At 66.3% G+C, this 21,941-nt stretch carries 20 protein-coding genes; 12 read left to right on the forward strand and 8 right to left on the reverse strand.

Going from position 1 to position 21,941, the window contains the following annotated elements; genetic code table 11:
• Positions 1-27 precede the first annotated feature (27 nt).
• The 7 genes from AC1DE3_RS13295 to AC1DE3_RS13325 all read left to right on the forward strand — a co-directional run bounded on the left by AC1DE3_RS13295 (position 28) and on the right by AC1DE3_RS13325 (position 8,933).
• Complete coding sequence (locus AC1DE3_RS13295) at positions 28-2,013, forward strand: AMP-dependent synthetase/ligase (protein WP_441511866.1); 1,986 nt, start codon at positions 28-30, stop codon at positions 2,011-2,013.
• An 11-nt stretch (positions 2,014-2,024) separates the two neighbouring features.
• The gene (locus AC1DE3_RS13300) at positions 2,025-2,825 is read left to right on the forward strand and encodes an ABC transporter ATP-binding protein (RefSeq protein ID WP_441511865.1); all 801 of its coding nucleotides are present in this window, start codon (positions 2,025-2,027) and stop codon (positions 2,823-2,825) included.
• 364 nt (positions 2,826-3,189) lie between these two features.
• Entirely contained in the window at positions 3,190-4,104 is a 915-nt protein-coding gene (locus AC1DE3_RS13305; protein WP_441511864.1) for a branched-chain amino acid ABC transporter permease, read from the forward strand.
• Between the two features lie 13 nt (positions 4,105-4,117).
• Positions 4,118-5,197 carry a branched-chain amino acid ABC transporter permease gene (locus AC1DE3_RS13310; RefSeq protein WP_476796975.1) on the forward strand — a complete coding sequence of 360 codons (1,080 nt, stop codon included), beginning with the start codon at positions 4,118-4,120 and terminating at the stop codon, positions 5,195-5,197.
• A 104-nt stretch (positions 5,198-5,301) separates the two neighbouring features.
• Positions 5,302-6,633 carry an ABC transporter substrate-binding protein gene (locus tag AC1DE3_RS13315; RefSeq protein ID WP_476779523.1) on the forward strand — a complete coding sequence of 444 codons (1,332 nt, stop codon included), beginning with the start codon at positions 5,302-5,304 and terminating at the stop codon, positions 6,631-6,633.
• A gap of 67 nt (positions 6,634-6,700) precedes the next feature.
• The gene (locus AC1DE3_RS13320; RefSeq protein ID WP_476796976.1) at positions 6,701-7,546 is read left to right on the forward strand and encodes an ABC transporter ATP-binding protein; all 846 of its coding nucleotides are present in this window, start codon (positions 6,701-6,703) and stop codon (positions 7,544-7,546) included.
• A gap of 154 nt (positions 7,547-7,700) precedes the next feature.
• Positions 7,701-8,933: a phenylacetate--CoA ligase family protein gene (locus tag AC1DE3_RS13325; RefSeq protein WP_476852436.1), complete on the forward strand. Its 1,233-nt coding sequence runs from the start codon at positions 7,701-7,703 to the stop codon at positions 8,931-8,933.
• Positions 8,934-9,048: 115 nt separating this feature from the next.
• On the opposite strand, the gene ung is transcribed toward AC1DE3_RS13325, so the two are convergent.
• Positions 9,049-9,747 (reverse strand): uracil-DNA glycosylase, encoded by a 699-nt coding sequence (gene ung, locus AC1DE3_RS13330; protein WP_476796978.1) that lies wholly within the window; start codon positions 9,745-9,747, stop codon positions 9,049-9,051.
• Positions 9,744-11,264: a bifunctional metallophosphatase/5'-nucleotidase gene (locus tag AC1DE3_RS13335; protein ID WP_476796979.1), complete on the reverse strand. Its 1,521-nt coding sequence runs from the start codon at positions 11,262-11,264 to the stop codon at positions 9,744-9,746. The genes ung and AC1DE3_RS13335 overlap by 4 nt, the downstream gene beginning before the upstream one ends.
• 184 nt (positions 11,265-11,448) lie before the next feature.
• Here AC1DE3_RS13335 and hemH point away from each other — a divergent pair, with 184 nt between their 5' ends.
• A complete protein-coding gene (gene hemH / locus AC1DE3_RS13340) occupies positions 11,449-12,513 on the forward strand; it encodes a ferrochelatase (RefSeq protein WP_476852437.1) in 1,065 nt (354 codons plus the stop codon).
• A 1-nt stretch (position 12,514) separates the two neighbouring features.
• On the opposite strand, the gene AC1DE3_RS13345 is transcribed toward hemH, so the two are convergent.
• Positions 12,515-13,399 (reverse strand): alpha/beta fold hydrolase, encoded by an 885-nt coding sequence (locus AC1DE3_RS13345; protein ID WP_476796980.1) that lies wholly within the window; start codon positions 13,397-13,399, stop codon positions 12,515-12,517.
• Positions 13,400-13,444: 45 nt separating this feature from the next.
• Between AC1DE3_RS13345 and AC1DE3_RS13350 the strand changes: the two genes are divergently transcribed.
• Positions 13,445-13,957, forward strand: a complete 513-nt coding sequence (locus tag AC1DE3_RS13350; protein ID WP_476796981.1) for a MarR family winged helix-turn-helix transcriptional regulator — start codon at positions 13,445-13,447, stop codon at positions 13,955-13,957.
• An 11-nt stretch (positions 13,958-13,968) separates the two neighbouring features.
• Here the strand turns inward: AC1DE3_RS13350 and AC1DE3_RS13355 are convergent, their stop codons facing one another.
• Both AC1DE3_RS13355 and AC1DE3_RS13360 read right to left on the reverse strand, forming a co-directional pair.
• A complete protein-coding gene (locus AC1DE3_RS13355; protein ID WP_476796982.1) occupies positions 13,969-14,604 on the reverse strand; it encodes a TIGR00725 family protein in 636 nt (211 codons plus the stop codon).
• Positions 14,605-14,608: 4 nt separating this feature from the next.
• Entirely contained in the window at positions 14,609-15,322 is a 714-nt protein-coding gene (locus tag AC1DE3_RS13360) for an orotate phosphoribosyltransferase (RefSeq protein WP_441511677.1), read from the reverse strand.
• A gap of 336 nt (positions 15,323-15,658) precedes the next feature.
• Here AC1DE3_RS13360 and AC1DE3_RS13365 point away from each other — a divergent pair, with 336 nt between their 5' ends.
• Both AC1DE3_RS13365 and AC1DE3_RS13370 read left to right on the forward strand, forming a co-directional pair.
• Positions 15,659-16,897: an MFS transporter gene (locus tag AC1DE3_RS13365; RefSeq protein ID WP_476796983.1), complete on the forward strand. Its 1,239-nt coding sequence runs from the start codon at positions 15,659-15,661 to the stop codon at positions 16,895-16,897.
• A gap of 338 nt (positions 16,898-17,235) precedes the next feature.
• Positions 17,236-18,183: an N-carbamoyl-D-amino-acid hydrolase gene (locus tag AC1DE3_RS13370; RefSeq protein WP_476796984.1), complete on the forward strand. Its 948-nt coding sequence runs from the start codon at positions 17,236-17,238 to the stop codon at positions 18,181-18,183.
• A gap of 18 nt (positions 18,184-18,201) precedes the next feature.
• Here AC1DE3_RS13370 and hydA read toward each other — a convergent pair whose 3' ends face one another.
• Positions 18,202-19,644 carry a dihydropyrimidinase gene (hydA, locus tag AC1DE3_RS13375; RefSeq protein WP_476796985.1) on the reverse strand — a complete coding sequence of 481 codons (1,443 nt, stop codon included), beginning with the start codon at positions 19,642-19,644 and terminating at the stop codon, positions 18,202-18,204.
• 74 nt (positions 19,645-19,718) lie between these two features.
• Between hydA and AC1DE3_RS13380 the strand changes: the two genes are divergently transcribed.
• Positions 19,719-20,570 (forward strand): NHL repeat-containing protein, encoded by an 852-nt coding sequence (locus AC1DE3_RS13380; protein WP_476796986.1) that lies wholly within the window; start codon positions 19,719-19,721, stop codon positions 20,568-20,570.
• A gap of 20 nt (positions 20,571-20,590) precedes the next feature.
• On the opposite strand, the gene AC1DE3_RS13385 is transcribed toward AC1DE3_RS13380, so the two are convergent.
• Together AC1DE3_RS13385 and AC1DE3_RS13390 are read right to left on the reverse strand one after the other, a co-directional pair.
• The gene (locus AC1DE3_RS13385; RefSeq protein ID WP_476796987.1) at positions 20,591-21,265 is read right to left on the reverse strand and encodes an amino acid ABC transporter permease; all 675 of its coding nucleotides are present in this window, start codon (positions 21,263-21,265) and stop codon (positions 20,591-20,593) included.
• Positions 21,265-21,939 (reverse strand): amino acid ABC transporter permease, encoded by a 675-nt coding sequence (locus AC1DE3_RS13390; protein WP_476796988.1) that lies wholly within the window; start codon positions 21,937-21,939, stop codon positions 21,265-21,267. Before AC1DE3_RS13390 ends, AC1DE3_RS13385 begins: the two co-directional genes overlap by 1 nt.
• Between the last annotated feature and the right edge of the window lie 2 nt (positions 21,940-21,941).

A 21,941-nucleotide genomic window follows, 5' to 3' on the forward strand; every position in this document is an offset into this window, starting at 1 on the left:
GCATGGCGGCTCGTCAGGGAGAACGCAATCGTGGCAAGCGGCACCGCCGGCCAGGCGGATACCTTTCCGAAATTGCTGTTGCGCAACGCGAAAGAGCGCGCCTCGCGCGTCGCCTTCCGCCACAAGGACCTCGGCATCTGGCAGTCCTGGAACTGGGCGGAGGTGGCTGCCCATGTCCGCAACTTCGCCAAGGGGCTGCAGGATCTCGGGCTGAAACGCGGCGAGAAGGTCGCGATCATCGGCTACAACAGGCCGAAGCTGTACTGGTCGATGTGCGCCGCGCAGTGGATTGGCGCGATCCCGGTGCCGGTCTATGCCGACGGCGTCGCCGAGGAGATGGCCTATGTCCTCGACCATGCCGAGGCGGTCTTCGCCGTGGTGCAGGACCAGGAGCAGGTCGACAAGCTGCTCTCGATCGCCGATCGCCTGCCGCATCTCAGGCACATGCTCTATGACGAGCCGCGGGGTTTGCGCGACTACGACCACAGCAAGCTCCACGCCATCGAGACGGTGATCGCGGCCGGCGCCAAGGCGCTGCAGGATCCCCAAGTCGAGGCCGCGCTCGCCCGCGAGATGGAGCAAGGCAAGGGCGCCGACCTCGGCATCATCCTCTACACCTCCGGCACCACCGGGCGGCCCAAGGGCGTGATGCTGAGCCACTACAACGTCATCGTCGCCGCCGAGATCGGCTGCGGCTTCGACGGGCTCAACGAGAGCGACGAGGTCATCGCCTATCTGCCGATCGCCTGGGTCGGCGACCACGTCTTCTCCTATGCGCAGGCGATGCTGGCCGGCTTCTGCGTCAACTGCCCGGAAGGCCCGGAAACCGTCATCGACGACCGCCGCGAGGTCGGCACCACCTACGCCTTCGCCCCGCCGCGCGTCTTCGAGAACATGCTGACCATCACCATGGTGCGCATGGAGGATGCCGGCGCGCTGAAGCGCCGGATGTTCCACTACTTCCTCGACGTCGCGAAGCGCTATGGCGAGAAGATTCTGAACGGGGAGAGCGTGCCATTGAAGGGCCGCCTGCTCTACCGGCTCGGCGACATGCTGGTCTACGGCCCGCTGCGCAACCGCTTCGGCCTGACCAATATCAAGGTCGGCTATACCGCCGGCGAGGCGATCGGCCCCGAGCTCTTCCGGTTCTACCGCTCGATCGGCGTCAACCTGAAGCAGCTCTACGGCCAGACCGAGGCCGGCGTCTACATCACCATGCAACCCAATGGCGAGATCAAAGCCGATACGGTCGGCAAGCCCGCGCCGCTGGTCGAGATCCGCATCGATGACAATGGCGAGGTGCTCTACCGCTCGCCCTCTATCTTCGGCGGCTACTACAAGGACCCCGACAAGACCGCCGAGACGATGACCGCCGACGGTTATGTCCGCTCCGGCGATGCCGGCTTCTTCGACGAGGGCGGACACCTGAAGATCATCGACCGCGCCAAGGACGTCGGCAAGCTCAACAGCGGCGACCTCTTCCCGCCGAAATACATCGAGAACAAGCTGAAGTTCTATCCGAACATCAAGGAGGTCGTGGCCTTCGGGCAGGGCCGCGACTACGCCACCGTCGCGCTCAACATCGACCTCACGGCCGTCGGCAACTGGGCCGAGCGCAACAACGTGGTCTATGCGTCCTATCAGGAGCTCGCCGGCCACGACCTCGTCTACGACATGATCTCCAAGCACGTCGACGAGGTGAACCGCTCACTCGCCAGCGAGCCGATGATGGGCGGCGCCCAGATCAAGCGCTTCCTCATTCTGCACAAGGAGCTCGACGCCGATGACGGCGAATTGACCCGCACCCAGAAGGTCCGGCGCGGCTTCATCGCCGAGCGCTACGCGCCGCTGGTCACCGCGCTCTACGACGGCTCGGACGCCGCCGACATCTCCACGGAAGTGACCTTCGAGGACGGCCGCAAGGGCGTGATCTCGGCCCGCGTCAAGGTGCGCGACGCCAAGATCTATCCGGTGGCCGTGCAGGAGGCGCCGGCAGCGGCGAAGGCGGCATGAACGCGGAGCCGATGAACGTGACGGGCACCCCCATCCGCGACAAGGGCGAAGTCCTGCTCTCGGTCGAGAACATCTCGCTGCGCTTCGGCGGCGTGAAGGCGATCACCGATGTCTCCTTTGACATCCGCAAGGGCGAGATCCGCGCCATCATCGGCCCCAACGGCGCCGGCAAGACCTCGATGCTCAACTGCATCAACGGCTTCTACCAGCCGCAGGAGGGCCAGATCGTCTTCAAGGGCGAGCGCCGCGCCAAGATGCGCCCGCATCGCGCCGCCGCGGGCGGCATCGCCCGCACCTTCCAGAACGTCGCGCTGTTCAAGGGCATGTCGACGCTCGACAACATCATGACCGGCCGCACCCTCAAGATGAAGAAGGGCTTCTTCTGGCAGGCGCTGCGCCACGGCCCGGCGATGCAGGAGGAGATCGCGCATCGCCGTGTCGTCGAGGACATCATCGACTTCCTGCAGATCGAGCACATCCGCAAATTGCCGGTCGGCAAGCTGCCCTACGGCCTGCAGAAGCGCGTCGAGCTCGGCCGTGCGCTCGCCATGGAGCCTGAGTTGCTGCTGCTCGACGAGCCGATGGCCGGCATGAACCTCGAGGAGAAGGAGGACATGTGCCGCTTCATCCTCGACGTGAACAACCAGTTCGGCACGACCATCGCCCTGATCGAGCACGATATGGGCGTGGTCATGGACCTTTCCGACCGGGTCGTCGTCCTCGAATACGGCCGCAAGATCGCCGACGGCACGCCCGACGAGGTCAAGGCGAACCAGAAGGTCATCGACGCCTATCTGGGAGTGGCGCACTGATGGCTGTGATCCTGCAACGTTTCGACGAAAACGCGCGGGGAACCCCTCTCCCGGATGGGAGAGGGGCAGGGGTGAGGGCCTGCCGCCTATCCAGCAAGCGCAGCGGCACCGCTACGGCCTTCAACTTCGAGGGCGGGCCCTCATCCCTGCCCTTCTCCCAGACGGGAGAAGGGTTCCCCGCGCCCTTCAATCAGAGGTTTCGGCCATGAGCGACATCGCCACCCGCGCGGCGCCGAACCTGCTCGCCAGCCCGCTGGTCAAGTTCGGGCTCATCCTCGCCGCCATCGTCGCCGCGCTCGCTATCGGTGTCCGGCTCGATTCCACCAACACGCTCTACGCGATCTTCGTCGACCCGTTCCAGCAGATGGTCCAGGCGCCCGACCTGCTGGTGCAGACGATCTGGGAGGGGCTCGTCTCGGGCGTGCTCTATGCCCTGATCGCACTCGGCTTCGTGCTGATCTTCAAGGCCTCGGGCGTGTTCAACTTCGCCCAGGGCATCATGGTGGTGTTCGCGGCGCTGACGCTGGTCGGCCTCTACGAGAAGGGCGTGCCGGCCTTCCTCGCCGTCATCATCACGCTCGGCGTCATGTTCGCGCTTGCCGTCACCATCGAGCGCGTGGTGCTGCGTCCGCTGGTCAACCAGCCTGACATCATCCTGTTCATGGCGACATTCGGCATCACCTATTTCCTCATCGGCTTTGGCGAAGCACTCTTCGGCGGCAATCCCAAGCAGATGATCGCCGAGCAGCTCTACCTGCCCAAGGGCGCCATTGACCTGCAGATTCTCGGCGGGCTGGTCTCGCTGCAGAAGATCGACATCGCCGCGGCGGTCATCGCCTCGCTGATGATCGCGCTGCTCGCCGCCTTCTTCCAGTACACCCGCATCGGAAGAGCCCTGCGGGCGGTGGCCGACAGCCACAAGGCGGCGCTTTCGGTCGGCATTTCGCTCAACCAGATCTGGGTGATCGTCTGGTTCACCGCCGGCATCGTCGCGCTGATCACCGGCATCATGTGGGGCGCGCGCTCGGACGTCTCCTTTGCGCTCGAGATCGTCGCGCTGAAGGCCCTGCCGGTGCTGATCCTCGGCGGCTTCACCTCGATCCCCGGCGCCATCGTCGGCGGCCTGATCATCGGCATCGGCGAGAAGCTCGGCGAGTTCTACTGGGGCCCGCTGGTCGGCGGCGGCATCGAGAGCTGGCTCGCCTATTTCATCGCGCTGGGCTTCCTGCTGTTCAGGCCGCAGGGCCTGTTCGGCGACAAGATCATCGAACGCATCTGAGGAGCCGGACAACATGTTCTACCGTGAGGCCGGCCAGTACAAATCCAGCTACGCCGCCGACATGGCCGTCTTCCCGCTCCGGGAAGATCGGATCGGCATCGCCGTCATCCTGGCGATCGCTCTCGTCGCGATCCCCTTCCTCGGCAGCGACTTCTTCATCGCCTCGGTGATGATCCCCTTCCTCGTCCTCTCCCTTGCGGCGATCGGGCTCAACATCCTCACCGGCTATACCGGGCTGATCTCGCTCGGCACCGCCGCCTTCATGGGTGTCGGCGCCTATGCCTGCTACAAGCTGACCACCTTCTTCCCGAACGTGAACATCATCGTCCTGATCCTGCTGTCAGGGCTGTTCTCGGCCGGCATCGGCGTGCTCTTCGGCCTGCCCTCGTTGCGCATCAAGGGCTTCTATTTGGCCGTGGCCACGCTCGCCGCGCAGTTCTTCCTGCAATGGGCTTTCGTCCGTGTTCCCTGGCTGTTCAACTACAATGCCTCGGGTGCGATCGAGGTGCCRCAGCGCACCCTCTTCGGCCTGCCGCTCACCGGCGCGGCCGCCACGCCCGAGACGCGCTATTTCGTCTGCCTCGGCCTCGTCGTCGTGCTGACCTGGTTCGCCTCGAACATCGTTCATGGCAAGCTGGGACGCTCCTGGATGGCCGTGCGCGACATGGACATCGCCGCCGAGCTCATGGGCATCAAGCTGCTCAACGCCAAGCTGATGGCCTTCGCGGTCTCCTCATATTTCTGCGGCGTCGCCGGGGCGATGATGATCTTCCTCTGGTACGGCGGCGGCGAAGCGGCGGACGTCTTCTCGATCCGCCTCTCGTTCAACATCCTGTTCATGGTCATCATCGGCGGCCTTGGCTCGCTGATCGGCTCCTTCTTCGGCGCGGCCTTCTTGTCGATCCTGCCGACCGCGCTGAAGTTCGGCCTGCCGGCGCTCGGCGTCCCGATCGGCGGTGCGGCAGCCGAGCACGTCACCTTCATGCTCGTCGGCGCGCTGATCATAATCTTCCTGATCGTCGAGCCGCACGGCCTCGCCCGGCTCTGGCAGATCGGCAAGCAGAAATTGCGGACGTGGCCTTTCCCCTACTGAGGCTCGGGGACGGACCCAAGAAACGACCGGCGACGCTGAAGCGCCGGCGCTTAAAGACCGATCCGGCATCAGTCTGGTCGGGAGGAAACGAACGGAGGAAGTCCATGAAGACCAGCATTCTGATGAAGGGGGCGGCTCTGGGCGCCCTACTCTCCGCTGCCGGGGCAATCGTTCCGGCCGCGGCGCAGGACAGCGTCTACTTCGCCAACAACGCCTATCGCACCGGCCCGTTCTCCGGATCGGGCATCCCGATCGGCGACGGCATGCGCGACTACATCACGATGATCAACGAGCGTGACGGCGGCGTGAACGGCGTCAAGGTCATCTACGAGGAGTGCGAGACCGGCTACGACACCAAGAAGTCGATCGAGTGCTACGAGCAGGCGAAAGCGAAGAACACCATCGTCTATTCGCCCTGGTCGACCGGCGCGACGCTGGCCGCGATCCCGCGCGCCCATGTCGACAAGATCCCGATCCTGTCGATGGCCTATGGCCTGTCCGCCTCGGCCGATGGCACGAACTTCCCCTGGGTCTTCATTCCGCCCTTCACCTATTGGGACGGCGCCTCCGTCATGGTGAAGCACATGGCGGCCGAGCTCGGCGGCCTCGACAAGCTCAAGGGCAAGAAGCTCGGCCTGATCCATCTCGATGCGCCCTTCGGCAAGGAGCCGATTCCGGTGCTCGAGAACCTCGCCAAGAAATACGGCTTCGAGGTCAAGCTCTATCCGGTGGCGGCAGCCGACATGCAGAACCAGGGCTCGCTCTGGCTCTCGATCCGCCGTGACCGGCCGGACTTCCTCTACAACCAGGGCTGGGGCGCGATGAACCCCACCGCGGTCAAGGAAGCGGCCAAGAACAACTTCCCGATGAACAAGATGGTCGGCGTCTGGTGGGCCGGCGGCGACGACGACGCGCGTGCCGGCGGCGAGCAGGCCAAGGGCTACAAGTCGCTGAGCTGGACGCTGAGCGGCACCGAAGCACCCGCGATGCAGGACATCCTCAAACTCGTGGTCGACAAGGGCAAGAGCACGACGCCGAAGGAGAAGGTCGGCGAGGCCCTCTACAACCGCGGCGTCTACAACGCGATGCTCGTGGTCGAGGGCATCCGCAACGCGCAGAAGCTCACCGGCAAGAAGGTGATCGACGCGCAGGACATGCGCCGCGGTCTCGAATCCCTGAACCTCACCGACGCCCGCCTGAAGGAGATCGGTCTCGGCGGCTTCGTCACGCCGACCACCATCTCCTGCACCGACCACTCCGGCCACAGCAAGATGTTCGTCTCGCAGTGGGACGGCACCAAGTGGGTCAAGGGCGGCGACTGGGTCGAGCCGATGAAGGACGAGGTCCGTCCGCTGATCGAGACCAACGCCAAGGACTATGTCGAGAAGGCCGGCAACTGGCCGAAGCGCTCCGAGTCCTGCGAAAAGTCGTCCTGATCTGACGACGGCCGGCGGCGGGCTCCCGCCGCCGGCACCCCTTTTTGCCGATTGCCGGGAGAGGCCGATGTCGACCGCCACCCTCGAGAAACCAGCCGCAGCGACCGCGAGCGACACGATCCTGTCGCTCAACAATATCGAGGTCATCTACGACCATGTCGTGCTGGTGCTGAAGGGCGTCTCGCTCACCGTTCCGCGCGCCGGCATCGTCGCGATCCTCGGCGCGAACGGCGCCGGCAAAACCACGACGCTGAAGGCGATCTCGAACCTGCTGAAAGCCGAGCGCGGCGAGGTCACCAAGGGCTCGATCGTCTTCGACGGCGAGCGCGTCGACAAGCTCTCCCCCAACGAGCTCGTCAAACGGGGCTGTATCCAGGTGATGGAAGGCCGGCACTGCTTTGGCCATCTCTCGATCGAGGAGAACCTGCTGACCGGCGCCTTCACCCGCCGCGACGGCAACGCCGCGATCAAGCGCGACCTCGAGAAGATCTACACGCTGTTCCCACGCCTCAAGCAGCGCCGGACCTCGCAGGCTGGCTACACCTCCGGCGGTGAGCAGCAGATGTGCGCCATCGGCCGGGCGATGATGTCGAACCCGAAGATGATCCTGCTCGACGAGCCCTCGATGGGGCTCGCCCCCCAGATCGTCGAGGAGATTTTCGAGATCGTACGCCGGCTCAACGCCGATGAAGGAGTTTCCTTCCTCGTCGCCGAGCAGAACACCAACATGGCGCTGCGCTACGCCACCTATGGCTACATCATGGAGACCGGCCGCGTCGTCATGGACGGTGAAGCCCGGATGCTGCGCGAGAATGAGGATGTGAAGGAGTTCTACCTGGGCGTCGCCGAGGGCAACAAGAAGTCCTTCCGCGAGGTGAAGAGCTACAAGCGCCGCAAGCGCTGGCTGTCGTGAAAGCTTATCCCGCAAGCCCTCATCCTGAGGAGCCGCGGAGCGGCGTCTCGAAGGATGCTCCAGGAAGCTCCGGAACCATCGGGAGCGTCCTTCAAGACGCCGCTTCGCTTGCTCCTCAGGATGAGGGCTTTTCCCTTATGAACGAGACATCGCCATGACCGAGCATTACGACGCGCTCGAAACCCGCTCGCCCGGGGAGCGCGAGGCCGATCTCTTCGCGCGGCTGCCGAAGCTGATCGCCGCCGCCATCGAAGCCCCCGCCTATGCCGAGCGGCTGCACGGCATCGACCCCGCCTCCGTAACGAGCCGCTCGGCACTGGTGCGCCTGCCGGTTTTGCGCAAGGCCGACTTGCCGGCGCTCCAGAAGCAGGCGCTGCCCTTCGGCGGCTTCGTTCCGGCCCCGACAGGCTCCTTCGGCCGTCTCTTCACCTCGCCCGGCCCCATCTTCGAGCCGGAGGGGACCGACCGCGACGCCTGGAACGCCGCGCGCGGCCTCCACGCCGCCGGCTTCCGGCCGGGCGATATCGTCCTGAATACGCTGAGCTATCACCTGACGCCCGGCGGCTTCATCATGGACTCGGCCGCTCGCGCCATCGGCTGCGCCGTGATCCCGGCGGGACCCGGCAATACCGAGCAGCAGATGGAGGTGATCTCCGCCTATCGGCCGAGCGCCTATCTGGGTACGCCGGACTTCCTCAAGATCCTGATCGAGGCGGCGGATGCGCGCGGCGTCGACATCTCCTCGATCAAGCGCGCCGTCGTCTCCGGTGCAGCCTTCCCGCCCTCGCTGCAGGCATTGGTGAAAGCGCGGGGCATCGACGCCTATCAGCTCTATGCCACCGCCGATGTCGGCGTCATCGCCTATGAGACATCGGCCCGCGAGGGCATGGTGCTGAACGAGAACCTGATCGTCGAGATCGTCCGCCCCGGCACGGGCGATCCCGTCCCCGAGGGCGAGGTCGGCGAGGTCGTCATCACCAATCTCGACCCGCATCACCCGCTGATCAGGCTCGCCGTCGGCGATCTCACAGCCGTCCTGCCGGGGCTCAGTTCCTGCGGGCGCAGCAACACCCGTATCAGGGGCTGGATGGGCCGCGCCGACCAGACCGCCAAGATCAAGGGCATGTTCGTGCGCCCGGAGCAGGTCGCCGAAATCGCCAAGCGTCATGCCGAGATCGCCAAGCTCAGGCTCGTCGTCGGCCGGGCCAACGAAACCGATACCATGACCCTCAAGGCCGAGATCTACGCCGAGCCGGCCGGTTTCGTCGACGCGGTCTCTTCAACCTTGCAGCAGGTGACGAAGCTGAAGGGTGCAGTCGAAATCCTGCCGCTCGGCGCGCTGCCCAATGACGGCAAAGTCATCGCTGACGAACGGCCGGTGGGGTGAACTCCCCCGTCATTCTCGGGCGAAGCAAAGCTTCGACCCGAGAATCTCTTACAGGATAAGGCGCCCCTCCGTCCTGAGATGCTCGGGTCAAGCCCGAGCATGACGCTGAAGTCCCTTACCAATCGATCGGCCTCTCTCCCTGCCCCTCCAGCCACTCATTCGTCCGGCTGAATGGCTTGGAGCCGAAGAAGCCGCGCCGCGCCGACAGCGGCGAAGGGTGAGCGCTGGCAATGACGAGATGCCGGCTCTCATCGATCAACGGCCGCTTCAACTGCGCCGGCGCGCCCCAGAGCAGGAAGACGGCATGGGGCCGCTCCCGCGAGACGGCCGCGATCACCGCATCCGTGATCTTCGCCCAGCCGAGCGAAAGGTGCGAGCCGGCCTTGCTGGCCCCTTCCCGTACCGTCAGCGCCGTGTTGAGCAGCAGCACGCCCTGCTTGGCCCAGCGCGTCAGATCGCCATCCGCAGGCGCGGGCTCGCCCAGATCCTCGGCCCGCTCCTTGTAGATATTGACCAGCGAGCGCGGCAGCGGCGGCGGGCCGACATAGGAGAAGGCGAGCCCGTTGGCATGGCCCGGCGTCGGATAGGGGTCCTGCCCGAGAATGACGGCGCGGACCGCGTCGAGCGGCGTCAGCGCCAGCGCGGCGAAGACCCGCTCGGGCGCCGGCGCGACGACATGCCCGGTCGCCCGTTCGGCATCGACGGCCGCGCAGGCGCGCGTCGCATCGCCGCCACCAGCGAAGACCGGCAGGTCACGCCAGCCCCTCGACGCTCCGCTCGCCAGGAAGGTCGCGAGCGCCTCGGTGCAGCTCACTTCAGGACGGCCCGGCCCTCGACCTTGGCATCGACGGTGCCGAGCCGGCGCACATAGACCATCACCTCATTGGCCATCAGCTTGCCGTCGGTGAGACCGAGCAGCGTCCGGCCGCGACCGAGCGCCGTGTAGCCGTCGCCGCCCTCCAGCATGAAGTTGTTCGAAGCGACCGTATATTTGGCCGCGGGATCGATCGGCTTGCCGTCGACCGTGACCGTGGTGACGCGCGAGCCCTGCGGCTGCTTCAGGTCGGCCTCGAATGTGAGGCCGGACACCACGGGGAAGCGTCCGGCACCCTGCGGGGCGTCGCGCAAGCCGTTCTCGATCGCATCCTTTACGTCCCTGCCGGTGATCTCGACCATCACCGTGGCATTGCCGAAGGGCAGTTCGCTCAGCACGTCGCGGCGGGTCAGCTTCTGCCCGGCGGCATATTGCTTATTGGCCCGGATGCCGCCGGCGTTGGTGATGGCGAGCTGGGCGCCGGTCGCGGCGCGGATCGCGTCGGCGATCAGGTTGCCGATCGCGGTCTCCTGCGTGCGGATGACGCCGGTGCGGGAATCCAGCGGGACGGCCAGCGTGGCGATGTCGACGTCGAGCTCCTTCGACAGCTCGCCCTCATAGCCCTTCACGATGGCGGCGACGTCAGGATCAGGCGTCGCCGAGCGGGAATCGTTGACGCGGAAGGTCGGCGTCCACGACACCTGCCGCGCCGCGCCTTCGCCCTTGACGCTGACGGCGATGTCAATGGCAGTGACGTAATTGCCCTCCTCATTCGACTCGACCATCACCACCTTGCCGTCATAGGCGATCGCGAGGTCGTGGTCGTGGCCGGTCAGCACGATGTCGACGACGCGCGAGCGAACGATCTCGTAATCCATCGCCCGGTCGGCATGGACGACGGCGACGAGGATATCGGCGCCTTGCCCCTTCAGCGCTTTGGCCTCGCGGCGCAGCGCCTCCATCGTCGAGGAAAATTTCAGGTCGCCGGGGTTGGAGAGCTGCGGCGTCGGATCGAAGGTCGTGCCGATCACGCCGACCTTGATGCCGCCGAGCTCGAAGATCTGCGAATCCTTGTGGTGCGGCAGCACATTGCCGCCGGCATCGCGCAGATTGGCGGCGAAGGTCGGATAGGTCTGGGCCGCCGTCAGCTTGAGATAGTTCTCCTTGCCGAAGTCGAATTCATGGTTGCCGGGCACGAAGACGTCGATGCCCATCTTGTTCTGCATCGCGACGATATGCGCGCCCTGGTCGAAGCCCGACATCAGCGAGGGCGAGTAGCAATCGCCGGCATGGCAGAAAAGCACCGGCACGCCCTTGGCCCGCTCGGCCTTGGCGATGCCGGAGGCGCGCGCGAAGCCGCCGCGCCCCTTGTCGTCGCTCATCTTGTAGATGTCGTTGACGAGCAGCAGCGTGAAGCTCGGCGCCGGTTGCTGCGCCATCGCCACGGGCGCGGTCGCGGCGAGCGTCGCTGGCGCCGCCAGGACGCCGAGAGCCTTGCGGCGGGTGAGCTTTGTCATGGCGGGCGCCCCTCAGGTCTTAAGAACGGCTCCAGACTAGCAAGAGTTCAGCCGCAGTGACCAGAGGGCAGACCGGCCCGAACAGCGGTTGTCGGTAGTGTCGCACCTTGCTCTTCGACAGGCATCCAGGCTGGACGAAAGCGCGAACTCGTCTAAATCACGAGGCTAAGGAGAGCATGCGCTCATGACTGCTGACATTGCCGCGGCGCCCGGCCGCGAGGCCGCTTCCCTGCCGCCCGACCATCCCAAGGTGCGCTACGGCCRCATCGGCGTGCTGCTGATGAATCTCGGCACGCCCGAAGGCACCGGCTACTGGCCGATGCGCGCCTATCTCAAGGAGTTTCTGTCGGACCGGCGTGTCATCGAGGAGCCGCGCTGGAAATGGTGGCCGATCCTCAACCTGATCATCCTGTCGACGCGCCCGGGCCGCAAGGGCAAGGATTACGCCTCGATCTGGAACAACGAGCGCAACGAAGGCCCGCTCAAGACCATCACCCGCTCGCAGACCGAGCAGCTCGCTGAGCGCCTGAAGCCGCTGGCCGGCGACCGCGTCGTCTTCGACTGGGCGATGCGCTACGGCTTTCCCGACGTGAAGAGCCGGCTGAAGGCTCTGCTCGACCAGGGCTGCGACCGCATCCTGCTGGTGCCGCTCTATCCGCAATACGCCGCGCCGACCTCGGCCACGGCCTGCGACCAGGCTTTTCGCGCGCTGATGCAGATGCGCTGGCAGCCCTCGGTGCGCGTCTCGCCGCCCTACCATGACGACCCCGTCTATATCGGCGCGCTCGCCCGCTCGATGCGCGCCTCGCTCGCCAAGCTCGATTTCGAGCCGGAGGTCATCCTCTGCTCCTTCCACGGCATGCCGAAGGAATACCTGCTGAAGGGCGACCCCTACTACTGCCAGTGCGTCAAGACCTGGCGTCTGCTGCGCGCCGAGCTAGGTCTCTCCGAGGAACAATTCCCGCTGACCTTCCAGTCGCGCTTCGGCCCGGACGAATGGCTGCAGCCCTATACCGACGAGACGGTGAAGGCGCTGGCCCAGGCCGGGAAGAAATCGATGGCGATCGTCGCGCCCGGTTTCTCGGCCGACTGCCTGGAGACGCTCGAAGAACTCGACGGCGAGAACCGCGAGATCTTCCTGCACAATGGTGGCGAGAAATTCGCCTATCTCCCCTGCCTCAACGACTCCCGCGAGGGTGTCGACGTCATCGCCGAGGTCGTCCAGCGCGAACTGATGGGTTGGCTCTGAGCTAGCCCTCGCCGACCACGAAGCGCGCCACGCTCTCGGCCACCGGCCGCGCCTTCAGGATGCGGCGATGGCCGAGGCCTTCCGTCGCTTCCAGCCTGACGAACGGGCCGGCCCGCTCCAATGCCTCAGCATGAAGGAAGCCGAGTTCGCGATCCTGCCGGTCGTGGATCACCAGGGTCGGCAGCCCGATCGCCTCCAGTTGCAGCGCCCCCTCGAAAACCTCGACCGGATTGCCGGCGACGACATGGATGCGCCGCTCCAGCGCCGCCTGCCCGCGCTTGCCGAGACCGATCGCGGCGCCGAATTGCCGGGTGATCTCGGTGATCGAGGACGGCGCGGCGATCAGCACGAGCCGCCCGGTGCTGACCGCGGGCTGCCCCCTCACGGAGCCTGCCAATGCCGCAAGCGCGATCGCCCCGCCGAAGGAATGCGTCACGATTGCATGCAGCGGCCCGAACACCCGTGCCACGGCCGCAAGGCTCGCGACACCGAGCGGGATGTTGAGCTCGCGCCCGGTCGAGGCGCCATGGCCGGGCAGGTCGAAGGCGACGACCCGGAAGCCCGCCGCCAGCAGCGGTTCGACGAAAGCGGTCATCGAGGCCGCCTCTCCCGTCCAGCCATGGACCAGCAGCACCGTGCCCGCCGGCACGACCGCCTCGGGCTCGAAGACATAGGCCTGAACGCTCCCGCAGGGGAACGGAATCGCGCGTCGGCTCGCTTGCCCGAGCCTCGTCGCGGTGGCTTGTTCGCCCGATTTTCTGTTTCGCTTCGACGGCTTCGCCGGGGTACAGAACAAGCGGAAAGCCAGCCGGCCGGTCGCGGAAGGAGCCACGAAGCTCGCGGCCCGGACCAGCGGGCGCATGTAACGGAGGGCGGAAGCGGTCATGGCACGGACCCTGTCTTGTTCAGCGCTGAACGAATATGTTCAGCCATGAACAAAAAGCAAGCGCTTTCTGATTTGCCGGAGTCGCAGATCCTGCCCTGGGATCTCCCGCGCTTCCGCAACTGGGTCTCCGTCGCCCGTGCTCACAGCTTGTGGGAGAAGGTTTTCACCGAGGCGCTTGCGCCGCTCGACATCCAGCTCGCGCATTACGACGTGCTCGCCAACATCTTCCACGCGCCCGGCCTCTCGCAGCAGGCGCTGGCCGAGAAGCTTCTCGTCGGGCGCAGCGCGATGAGCATGCTGCTGCCGGTACTGGAGCGGCGCGGGTTGATCGAGCGGCGCAATGACGACGCCGACAAGCGCCTGCGCCGACTTTGGCTGACACCCGAAGGCGAAGCGCTGACCCGCAAGGCGATGGCGATCCACGTCGCCGAGATCGAGGCGATGATGACCGTACTCAGCGACGAGGAGTGCGATGCCGCCGGCGAGGCGATGCGCCGCGTCGCCAAGGCGCTCGAAGCCCGCAGCGGCGCCGCAGCGGGCCGGCCCGACAGGCCGTGAACGGACGGCGTTCAGACTGCCAGGATCACCCGCGCGACAGCGTCTAGCGTCGCCTCTGCATCGGAGCAGGCGAGCGCCCCGTCGACGGTCGGCGCGCCTTCCAGCAGGAAGACCGGCCGCTTGAACTGCAGGGCGAAGGCGATCTCCGATAGCGTTCCGTAACCGCCCCCGATCGCAACCAGACAACACGCCGCCCGGGCGATCAGCGCATTGCGGGCCACGCCGATGCCGGTGGCAAGCGGGACCGTGACGTAGGGATTGGCCGCCTCCGGCTCGTCATCGGGCAAAAGGCCAATCGAGAGGCCGCCGGCCTGCGCGACGCCACGGCAGACCTCCTCCATCACACCTGAGCGGCCGCCGCACAGCACGGTGACGCCGTGCTCGGCGAGAAGCCGACCCAAGGTTTCGGCGGCAACCGCCTGAGAAGCGGTCGGCGTGCGCGTCCCGATCACGGCGACGGGCGTGCGCAGAGCCATCCCGCTCTCACGCTGAAGCCAGCGCAAGGCACTGGCGGCCGACACCGGCTCGCCCAGTGCAGCCAGCGGGGCTTCGCACCACCGCCGCGCCGCCGGATCGAACACCCGGCCGCCCCCGTCCTGCAGCTGTCCGTTCTCGACATCCAGACGCAGCTGCGGGTCCTGAAGCATCGGCTCAGGCCGGCTTCTTTTCTTCGCCGAAGGCGGAGATCCCGCCATGCTTGGACGACCAGCTCGCCGGGTCGTTGAGGAAGCTCTCGACCTCGGCAAGGATCTTCGGCTCGAAATGGCCGCTGTCCTTCGCGACGGCCAGCACATCCCACCAGGTGGTGAGGTAGTGCAGGTTCACGCCGATCTCCGCCATCAGCTCGCGGCTCTTCGGGAAGATGTCGTAGTAGAACAGCACGAAGCAATGCTGCACATCGGCGCCCGCATTGCGCAGCGCTTCGGCGAAATTGACCTTGCTGCGCCCGTCCGTAGCGAGATCCTCGACCAGCAGCGTGCGCGCGCCCTCGACGACCGAGCCCTCGATCTGGGCATTGCGGCCGAAGCCCTTCGGCTTCTTGCGGACATACTGCATCGGCAGCGCCAGGCGGTCGGAGATCCAGGCAGCGAAGGGGATGCCCGCGGTTTCGCCCCCGGCGATGGTGTCGAGCGACTCGTAGCCGATGTCGCGCACGATCGTGGTGGCGGCGAAATCGATCAGCGTCGAGCGCAGACGGGGGTAGGAGATGATCTTGCGGCAGTCGATATAGACCGGGCTCGCCCAGCCGGAAGTGAAGAAGAAGGGCTTGTCGCTGTAGAAGTGCACAGCCTTGATCTCGAGCAGCATCTTGGCCGCTTCGCGCGCGATCACGGCCCGGTCGGTGGGGGTGAACAGATTGGGCATGGCGCGGTTTCCTTGGGCTGAGCGACGCCGCTCGCCGGGGACGGCAAGGGCGCAGGGGCTGGTCGAATTGGCAAACGGCCCCTTCTGATCGCCCCCGCCCGGCAGGTCAATCCCCGCCCCGCGATTTCCACCATGGCGCCAGGGCCAGCGCCGCGCTGTCGATAAAGCCACACACGCGAATGTTTCCCGGCACATCCACAGGCTGATTCGGGGCGAATTATTGCGCCGGCTCGGGCAGCGTGACATGTCGAGCCGACATCACGCATGTGAGCGCGCCTCGATCTGGCTTGCAGCTCAGCATCCTTTCGGCCGGGCGAAAACGAGGGGCCTTGAACCATGAGCGATCGGACAGCATCGGCCGCCGCGCTGTCGGCACCGACGACGGTGGACGACAAGGCGCGCAAGGCGTTGTGGGGCGCCGCCATTGGCTATGCGATGGATGGCTTCGACCTCTTGATCCTCGGCTTCATGCTCAGGGCGATCTCGGCCGACCTGCAATTGAGCCAAGCCCAGGCCGCCTCTCTGGTGACGGCGACGCTCGTCGGCGCCGTCCTTGGCGGCATCGGTTTCGGCATGCTCTCGGACCGGATCGGCCGCGTCCGTGTCCTGACCTGGACCATCGTCCTCTTCGCCGTCTTCACCGGCTTGTGCGCCTTCGCCCAGGGCTATTGGGATCTGTTGATCTACCGCACCATCGCCGGCCTCGGGCTCGGCGGCGAATTCGGCATCGGCATGGCGCTCGTCGCCGAAGCCTGGCCGGCCTCGAAGCGGGCGCGCGCCTCCTCCTATGTCGGCCTCGGCTGGCAGGTCGGCGTCCTCGCGGCCGCCCTCGTCACCCCGCTGCTGCTGCCCACCATCGGCTGGCGCGGCATGTTCGCCATCGGCGTCCTGCCGGCGATCGCGGCCTATTTCATCCGGCATTCGCTGCACGAGCCCGACGTCTTCGTCGCCCGCTCGAAGGACCGTCCGAAGGAATCCGCGCTGCGCCTGCTGGTCAAGGACTGGGAGACCACCAAGCTCAGCATCGGCATGGTGATCCTCTGCTCGGTCCAGAACTTCGGCTATTACGGCGTGATGATCTGGCTGCCGAACTATCTCGCGACGCGGTTCGGCTTCGCCCTCACCCAATCGGCGCTGTGGACGGCGGTGACCATCGCCGGCATGGCGCTCGGCATCTTCGCCTTCGGCCATATCGCCGACCGGGTCGGCCGGCGCCCGGCCTTCTTCGGCTACATGCTGGGCGCTGCGGTGATGGTCATCGTCTATTCCCGGCTGACCGACCCGATGCAGCTCCTCGTCGCCGGTGCGGTGATGGGCTTCTTCGTTAACGGCATGCTCGGCGGCTACGGCGCGCTGATGAGCGAGCTCTTCCCGACGGCGGCCCGCGCCACCGCCCAGAACGTGCTGTTCAACATCGGTCGCGGCGTCGGCGGCTTCGGCCCCGTCATCGTGGGCGCGATCGCGGCAGCCTATGGCTTCCAGACCGCCATCGCGCTGCTCGCGACCCTCTACGTCCTCGATATCCTCGCCATGTGGCTCCTCATCCCCGAGAGACGCGGCGAAGAGCTGCTGTAGGCCTTACCGCCGCAACACGACACAGCCTGCGAGCTGCTGGCGCGGCCTCCGCGCCAGCACCTTCACGGCCGATCGGCGCCCAGGGCGAGCCGGCATCGCGCCAAGATACCGAGCTCCGCCTTCTCGCGCTGCTGGACCGTGGCGTGGAGCATAACGCGCGATTATGGCTGATCGCGAACAAAGCATATGAAGAATGGAAGCCAACGATCTAAGGCTTTGACACGGCCCAGCAACCCCGAAGGGGCGGGCTCGTGGAAAGCATGCTCGGACGCAGCACGCTGATCTCGAAAGAGGTCGTGATCGGGCGGCCCCGAAGCACCATCTGATCAGGAAGAACCGTGTCACGCATCGTCACAGTCGCCGCCGCCCAGCTGGGCCCGATCCAGCGGGCCGAGAGCCGCAAGCAGGTCGTCGACCGCATGATCGCGCTCATGGAGACGGCAAGGGCCCAGGGCGCGACCTTCATCGTCTACCCCGAGCTGGCGCTGACCACCTTCTTCCCGCGCTGGTATCATGAGGATCGCGCCGAGGCCGACCACTGGTTCGAGCGCAGCATGCCCGGCCCGGAGACGCAGCCGCTCTTCGACAAGGCGAAAGCGCTCGGCATGGCCATGAGCTTCGGTTATGCCGAGCTCACCCCCGACGGGCGCCATTTCAACAGCTCGATCCTCGTCGACCGCGCTGGCCGGATCGTGGGCAAATACCGGAAGATCCATCTTCCCGGCCATGCCGAGTTCGACACGGAGCGGGCACACCAGCATCTCGAGAAGCGCTATTTCGAGCCCGGCGATCTCGGCTTCCCGGTCTGGGAGTTCGAGGGCGGGCTCATGGGCATGGCGATCTGCAACGACCGGCGCTGGCCGGAGACCTATCGCGTCATGGGTCTGCAGGGCGTGGAGATGGTCGTTCTCGGCTACAACACCCCCTCCGCCAACTCGCAATCGCCCCATGAAACGACGGCAGACCGCCTGTTCCATCACCGCCTCTCGGTTCAGGCCGGCGCCTATCAGAATTCGACCTGGGTCGTGGCCGTCGCCAAGGCCGGCAACGAGGATGGCCACCGTCTCTTCGGCGGCACGCTGATCGCGGCGCCGGACGGCAAGATCGTTGGCGAAATCGACCATGAGGAGGACGGCGTGCTTATCCACCCTTGCGACCTCGACGACACCCGTTTCGGCAAGGCGACGATCTTCGACTTCTCTAGGCATCGCCGCGTCGAGCATTACGGCCTGCTCACCGAGCGCACCGGCGTCGGCGCTCCGCTCGGAAAGCCGGAGAGCGCCTGAGCGCTCTCCTTGCTTCCCTCACCGGAACGGATCGAACGGCGTTGGAAAGCGGCCGGTCGGCGCAATCTCGGCATAGGGGCCGCGCGCCAGCAATTGCCCCTGCCCCGGCTCCGCCAACACGCGCTCGCCGTCGAAGATCAGCCGGCCGCGTTGATAGGTGGCGGTCGGATAGCCCTGCACCTCCATTCCTTCGTAAGGCGTGTAGTCGCTGCCATGGTGCTGCATGGCGTTGGTCAGGGTGACGCGCCGATCGGGATCGAACAGCACGACATCGGCGTCCGCCCCGACCGCGAGCACGCCCTTGCGCGGCGCGAGGCCGAAGCGGCGGGCCGGGTTGGTCGCGACGAGATCGACGAAACGACGCAGATCGATCCGCCCCTTGGCGACGCCCTCCGAATAGAGGATGGGCAACCGCGCGGCGAGGCCGGGCACGCCGTTCGGGATCTTGTTGAAGGGCGCGTTCTCGCCATGCTGCTTCTTGCCGCGCGGATCGTCGTAGCGCAGCGGCGAATGGTCGGACGAGACGATGTCGATGACGCCCTCACGCAGGAAGCGCCAGAGCGCCTCCTGATCGGCGGCGGACCGCAGCGCCGGCGAGATCATGAACTTCGCGCCCTCGAAGCCCGGCCGGTCCATGTCGGCCTCGTCGAGCACGAGATATTGCGTGCAGGTCTCGGCCCAGGCCTTCTGCCCCCGCGCCTGCGCCCGCTCGACCTCCTCGCCGGACTGTCGGCCCGAGACGTGGAAGATCTGGATCGGCGTATCCAGCGCCTCGGCCAGCGCGAGAATGCGATGCGTCGCCTCGCGCTCCACCACCATCGGCTTGGCCCAGGCGAGATGGCGCGGCGCGGTCTGCCCGGCCGCCAGCAGCGCCTGCGTCAGCCAGGTAATCAGCTCGTGATGCTCGGCATGCACACAGACAAGCGCGCCGGCGCGCCGGGCCGCTGCGAGCGTCTGCAGGATCTGCGCATCGCCGAGACGGTTGCTGTCATAGGTCATGAAGATCTTGACGGAGCGGTGCCCGGCCGCGACCAGCGCCGGCAGCTCGTTTTCGAGAACCTCCGGCGTCGGATCGTTGACCAGAAGATGGAAGGCGTGGTCGATCCGCGCCTGCTTCGCTTTCTCCGCATAGGCTGCGACCGCACCTGCCAACGAACCGCCGCGGATCTGCGGGGCATGGCACACGACCGTCGTCGTGCCGCCGGCTGCGGCAGAGGCCGTGCCGCTGTCGAAGCCATCAGCGATATCAGCGCCCGAGGAAAAGGGCTGGTCGAGATGGACGTGGGCATCGACACCGCCGGGCAGGACGAGCAGGCCGCGCGCATCGACTTCCTCCTTACCGCGCGGCAGCCCTTCTCCGATCGCGGCGATGACGCCGCCGGCAATGCCGATATCGAAGGACCCGATGTCGGAGGCGGTCACGGCGGTGCCGCCGCGAATGACGAGATCGAAATCGCTCATGGTCTTTCTCCCCATGCGGCCGGGGCCCTGAAACGATGGCCACCCACAGCGCGCGAAACGGCGACGAGGTCAGGATGAAAACGGAATTGCGCGTTGCGCTCGGCGAAATGCTTTACGGCGTCGAGCGTCCCTGGGGCGCCCTGTCCGCGACGCCGGGTCGGATCACCGATCTGGCGGTCGACAAGGACGGGCTCGTGCATGTCCTGCTGCGCCGCGACAGCGCGGTCGATCCTGACGGCCCCTGCGTCGTCACGCTTGCAGCCGACGGCAGCTTCCTGCGCAGCTGGGGCGAGGCGCTCTGCCTCGATGCCCACAAGATCGCGGCGATGCCCGATGGCGGCCTCGCCATCGTCGACCGCGACGCCCATCGCATTCTTTTCTGCGACATCGAGGGACAGGTGCGGCAGCAGATCGGCGAGAGCCATCGGCCGGGCCATCCCTTCAATCATCCCAGCGACATCGCCTTCGCGCCCGACGGCGGCTTCTACGTCGCGGATGGCTATGGCAACGGCCGCATTCATCGCTTCGACGCTGGCGGCGGCCTGATCGCGAGCTGGGGTTCGGTCGGAACCGCACCTGGCGCCTTCCTGACGCCGCACGGCATCTGCGTGCTCAGCGACGGGCGCGTCATTGTCGCCGATCGCGAGAACAGCCGCGTGCAGAGCTTCACCGCAGAAGGCGAGCTTCTGGCGGTGTGGGACGCCTTCCTGCGCCCCCAGGATGTCGTCGCCGATGCGGAGGACCGGATTCATGTCTGCGATTCCATCCCGACGCTGAGCCTGCTCTCGCCGGACGGCGCTCTGCTCGGCCGCTGCCGGCCGGTCCTCAATGGCGCCCATGGGCTCTGGCTAGGGCCCTCTGGCGACATTTTCCTCGCCGAGACCAACCCAAACCGCATCACCCGCCTCTACCCCGTCGCGATCTGACGCGACGGGTCACAATCGCCTCACGCAGCCGACATGGCCGTGCGGTTCTGCAGGCGCGAGACCAGCCGCACGAAGGGCCAGAACATCAGGAAGTAGACGATCGCCACCGCGATCAGCGGCGTCGGGTTGTAGAGCAGGCCCTGGGCGAGCTGGGCCGAGCGCAGCAGCTCTTGCAAAGCGACGGCAGACGCGATCGAGGTCTGCTTCACCAGCTCGACCGTATTGCTGATCAGGTCCGGCAGCACGTTGCGCGTGCCCTGCGGCACCACGACATGGATCATGCTCTGGTACCAGCTGAGGCCCGTCGAGCGGGCCGCCTCGCGCTGCCCCTTCGGCACGGATTCGATGCCCGCGCGGAAGATCTCGGCGAAATAGCTCGAACCGTTCAGCGTCAGCGCCAGCACGGCCGCCGTGAACTCGTTGAGCTTCAGGCCCAGGAAGGGCAGGCCGAAGAAGATGAAGATCAGCAGCACCAGCGGCGGGATGGCGCGCATCACATCGACATAGGCGACCAGCACGAAGCGCAGCAGTTTGTTCGGCACGTCCTGCGCCATGGCGATGGCGATGCCGGTCAGCACCGAAAGCGGCACGGCGACCGCGGCCAGCGCCAGCGTCATCCAGAAGCCCTGCAGCAGCAGCGGCCAGACCTGCTTGAGGACGTCGAAATTGAAGAAGGTCGTGACGAGCTCGTCCATCATGACCTCGGATGCGCGTAGACATGTTCCAGCCAGCGCGTGAAGCGCACGAAGGGCAGGAACAGCAGCAGGAACAGCAGCGCGCCGACGGTGAGCGCGGTCGGGTTGGCGACGTTGGACTGGATGCTCGAGGTCACGTTGAGCAGCTCGGGCACGGCCACCACGGAGCCCAGCGTCGTGCCTTTGCTGATCCCGATGGCGCGGTTGGTCAGCGGCGGGATCGACATGCGCACAACCTGCGGCAGGATGATGTAGGCCAGCGTCTGGGTGAAGCCGAGGCCCGTCGAGCGCCCCGCCTCCCACTGCCCCTTAGCCACGGCGTTGATGCCGGCCCAGAAGATCTCCTCGGCGAAGGCCGAGAGCACGATCGCGAGTGCCAGCACGGTCGCGGTGATGGGCTCCAGCACCAGCCCGAAATAGGGCAGCGCAAAATAGGCCAGCACGATCAGCACGAGCTGCGGGATCGAGCGGAAGAAGTCGATGTAGAAGATGATCAGCCAGTTCAGCGGCCGGATGCCGTAGAGGCGCAACACCGCGAGGACGAGGCCGAGCGGGATGCCGATGAGGACCGTCAGGATCGACATCTCGACGGTGATGAGGAAGCCGCGCAGGATGTCGGGCCAATAGGCCGACAACAGCCCGAAATCGAAGAAATAGCGGACGATCTGGTCCATGG

Source organism: Allobosea sp. 10L417 (genome assembly GCF_056395485.1).

What these genes read in the sequence shown, in the direction of transcription:
- AC1DE3_RS13315 (WP_476779523.1), top strand. Translation starts at nt 5,302, where the DNA reads ATGAAGACCAGCATTCTGATGAAGGGGGCGGCTCTGGGCGCCCTACTC.
- AC1DE3_RS13380 (WP_476796986.1), top strand. Translation starts at nt 19,719, where the DNA reads ATGAAAACGGAATTGCGCGTTGCGCTCGGCGAAATGCTTTACGGCGTC.
- AC1DE3_RS13365 (WP_476796983.1), top strand. Translation starts at nt 15,659, where the DNA reads ATGAGCGATCGGACAGCATCGGCCGCCGCGCTGTCGGCACCGACGACG.
- AC1DE3_RS13385 (WP_476796987.1), bottom strand. Translation starts at nt 21,265, where the DNA reads ATGGACGAGCTCGTCACGACCTTCTTCAATTTCGACGTCCTCAAGCAG.
- AC1DE3_RS13320 (WP_476796976.1), top strand. Translation starts at nt 6,701, where the DNA reads ATGTCGACCGCCACCCTCGAGAAACCAGCCGCAGCGACCGCGAGCGAC.
- AC1DE3_RS13325 (WP_476852436.1), top strand. Translation starts at nt 7,701, where the DNA reads ATGACCGAGCATTACGACGCGCTCGAAACCCGCTCGCCCGGGGAGCGC.
- AC1DE3_RS13345 (WP_476796980.1), bottom strand. Translation starts at nt 13,399, where the DNA reads ATGACCGCTTCCGCCCTCCGTTACATGCGCCCGCTGGTCCGGGCCGCG.
- hydA (WP_476796985.1), bottom strand. Translation starts at nt 19,644, where the DNA reads ATGAGCGATTTCGATCTCGTCATTCGCGGCGGCACCGCCGTGACCGCC.
- AC1DE3_RS13390 (WP_476796988.1), bottom strand. Translation starts at nt 21,939, where the DNA reads ATGGACCAGATCGTCCGCTATTTCTTCGATTTCGGGCTGTTGTCGGCC.
- AC1DE3_RS13360 (WP_441511677.1), bottom strand. Translation starts at nt 15,322, where the DNA reads ATGCCCAATCTGTTCACCCCCACCGACCGGGCCGTGATCGCGCGCGAA.
- AC1DE3_RS13355 (WP_476796982.1), bottom strand. Translation starts at nt 14,604, where the DNA reads ATGCTTCAGGACCCGCAGCTGCGTCTGGATGTCGAGAACGGACAGCTG.
- AC1DE3_RS13305 (WP_441511864.1), top strand. Translation starts at nt 3,190, where the DNA reads ATGGTCCAGGCGCCCGACCTGCTGGTGCAGACGATCTGGGAGGGGCTC.
- AC1DE3_RS13300 (WP_441511865.1), top strand. Translation starts at nt 2,025, where the DNA reads ATGAACGTGACGGGCACCCCCATCCGCGACAAGGGCGAAGTCCTGCTC.
- AC1DE3_RS13350 (WP_476796981.1), top strand. Translation starts at nt 13,445, where the DNA reads ATGAACAAAAAGCAAGCGCTTTCTGATTTGCCGGAGTCGCAGATCCTG.
- AC1DE3_RS13335 (WP_476796979.1), bottom strand. Translation starts at nt 11,264, where the DNA reads ATGACAAAGCTCACCCGCCGCAAGGCTCTCGGCGTCCTGGCGGCGCCA.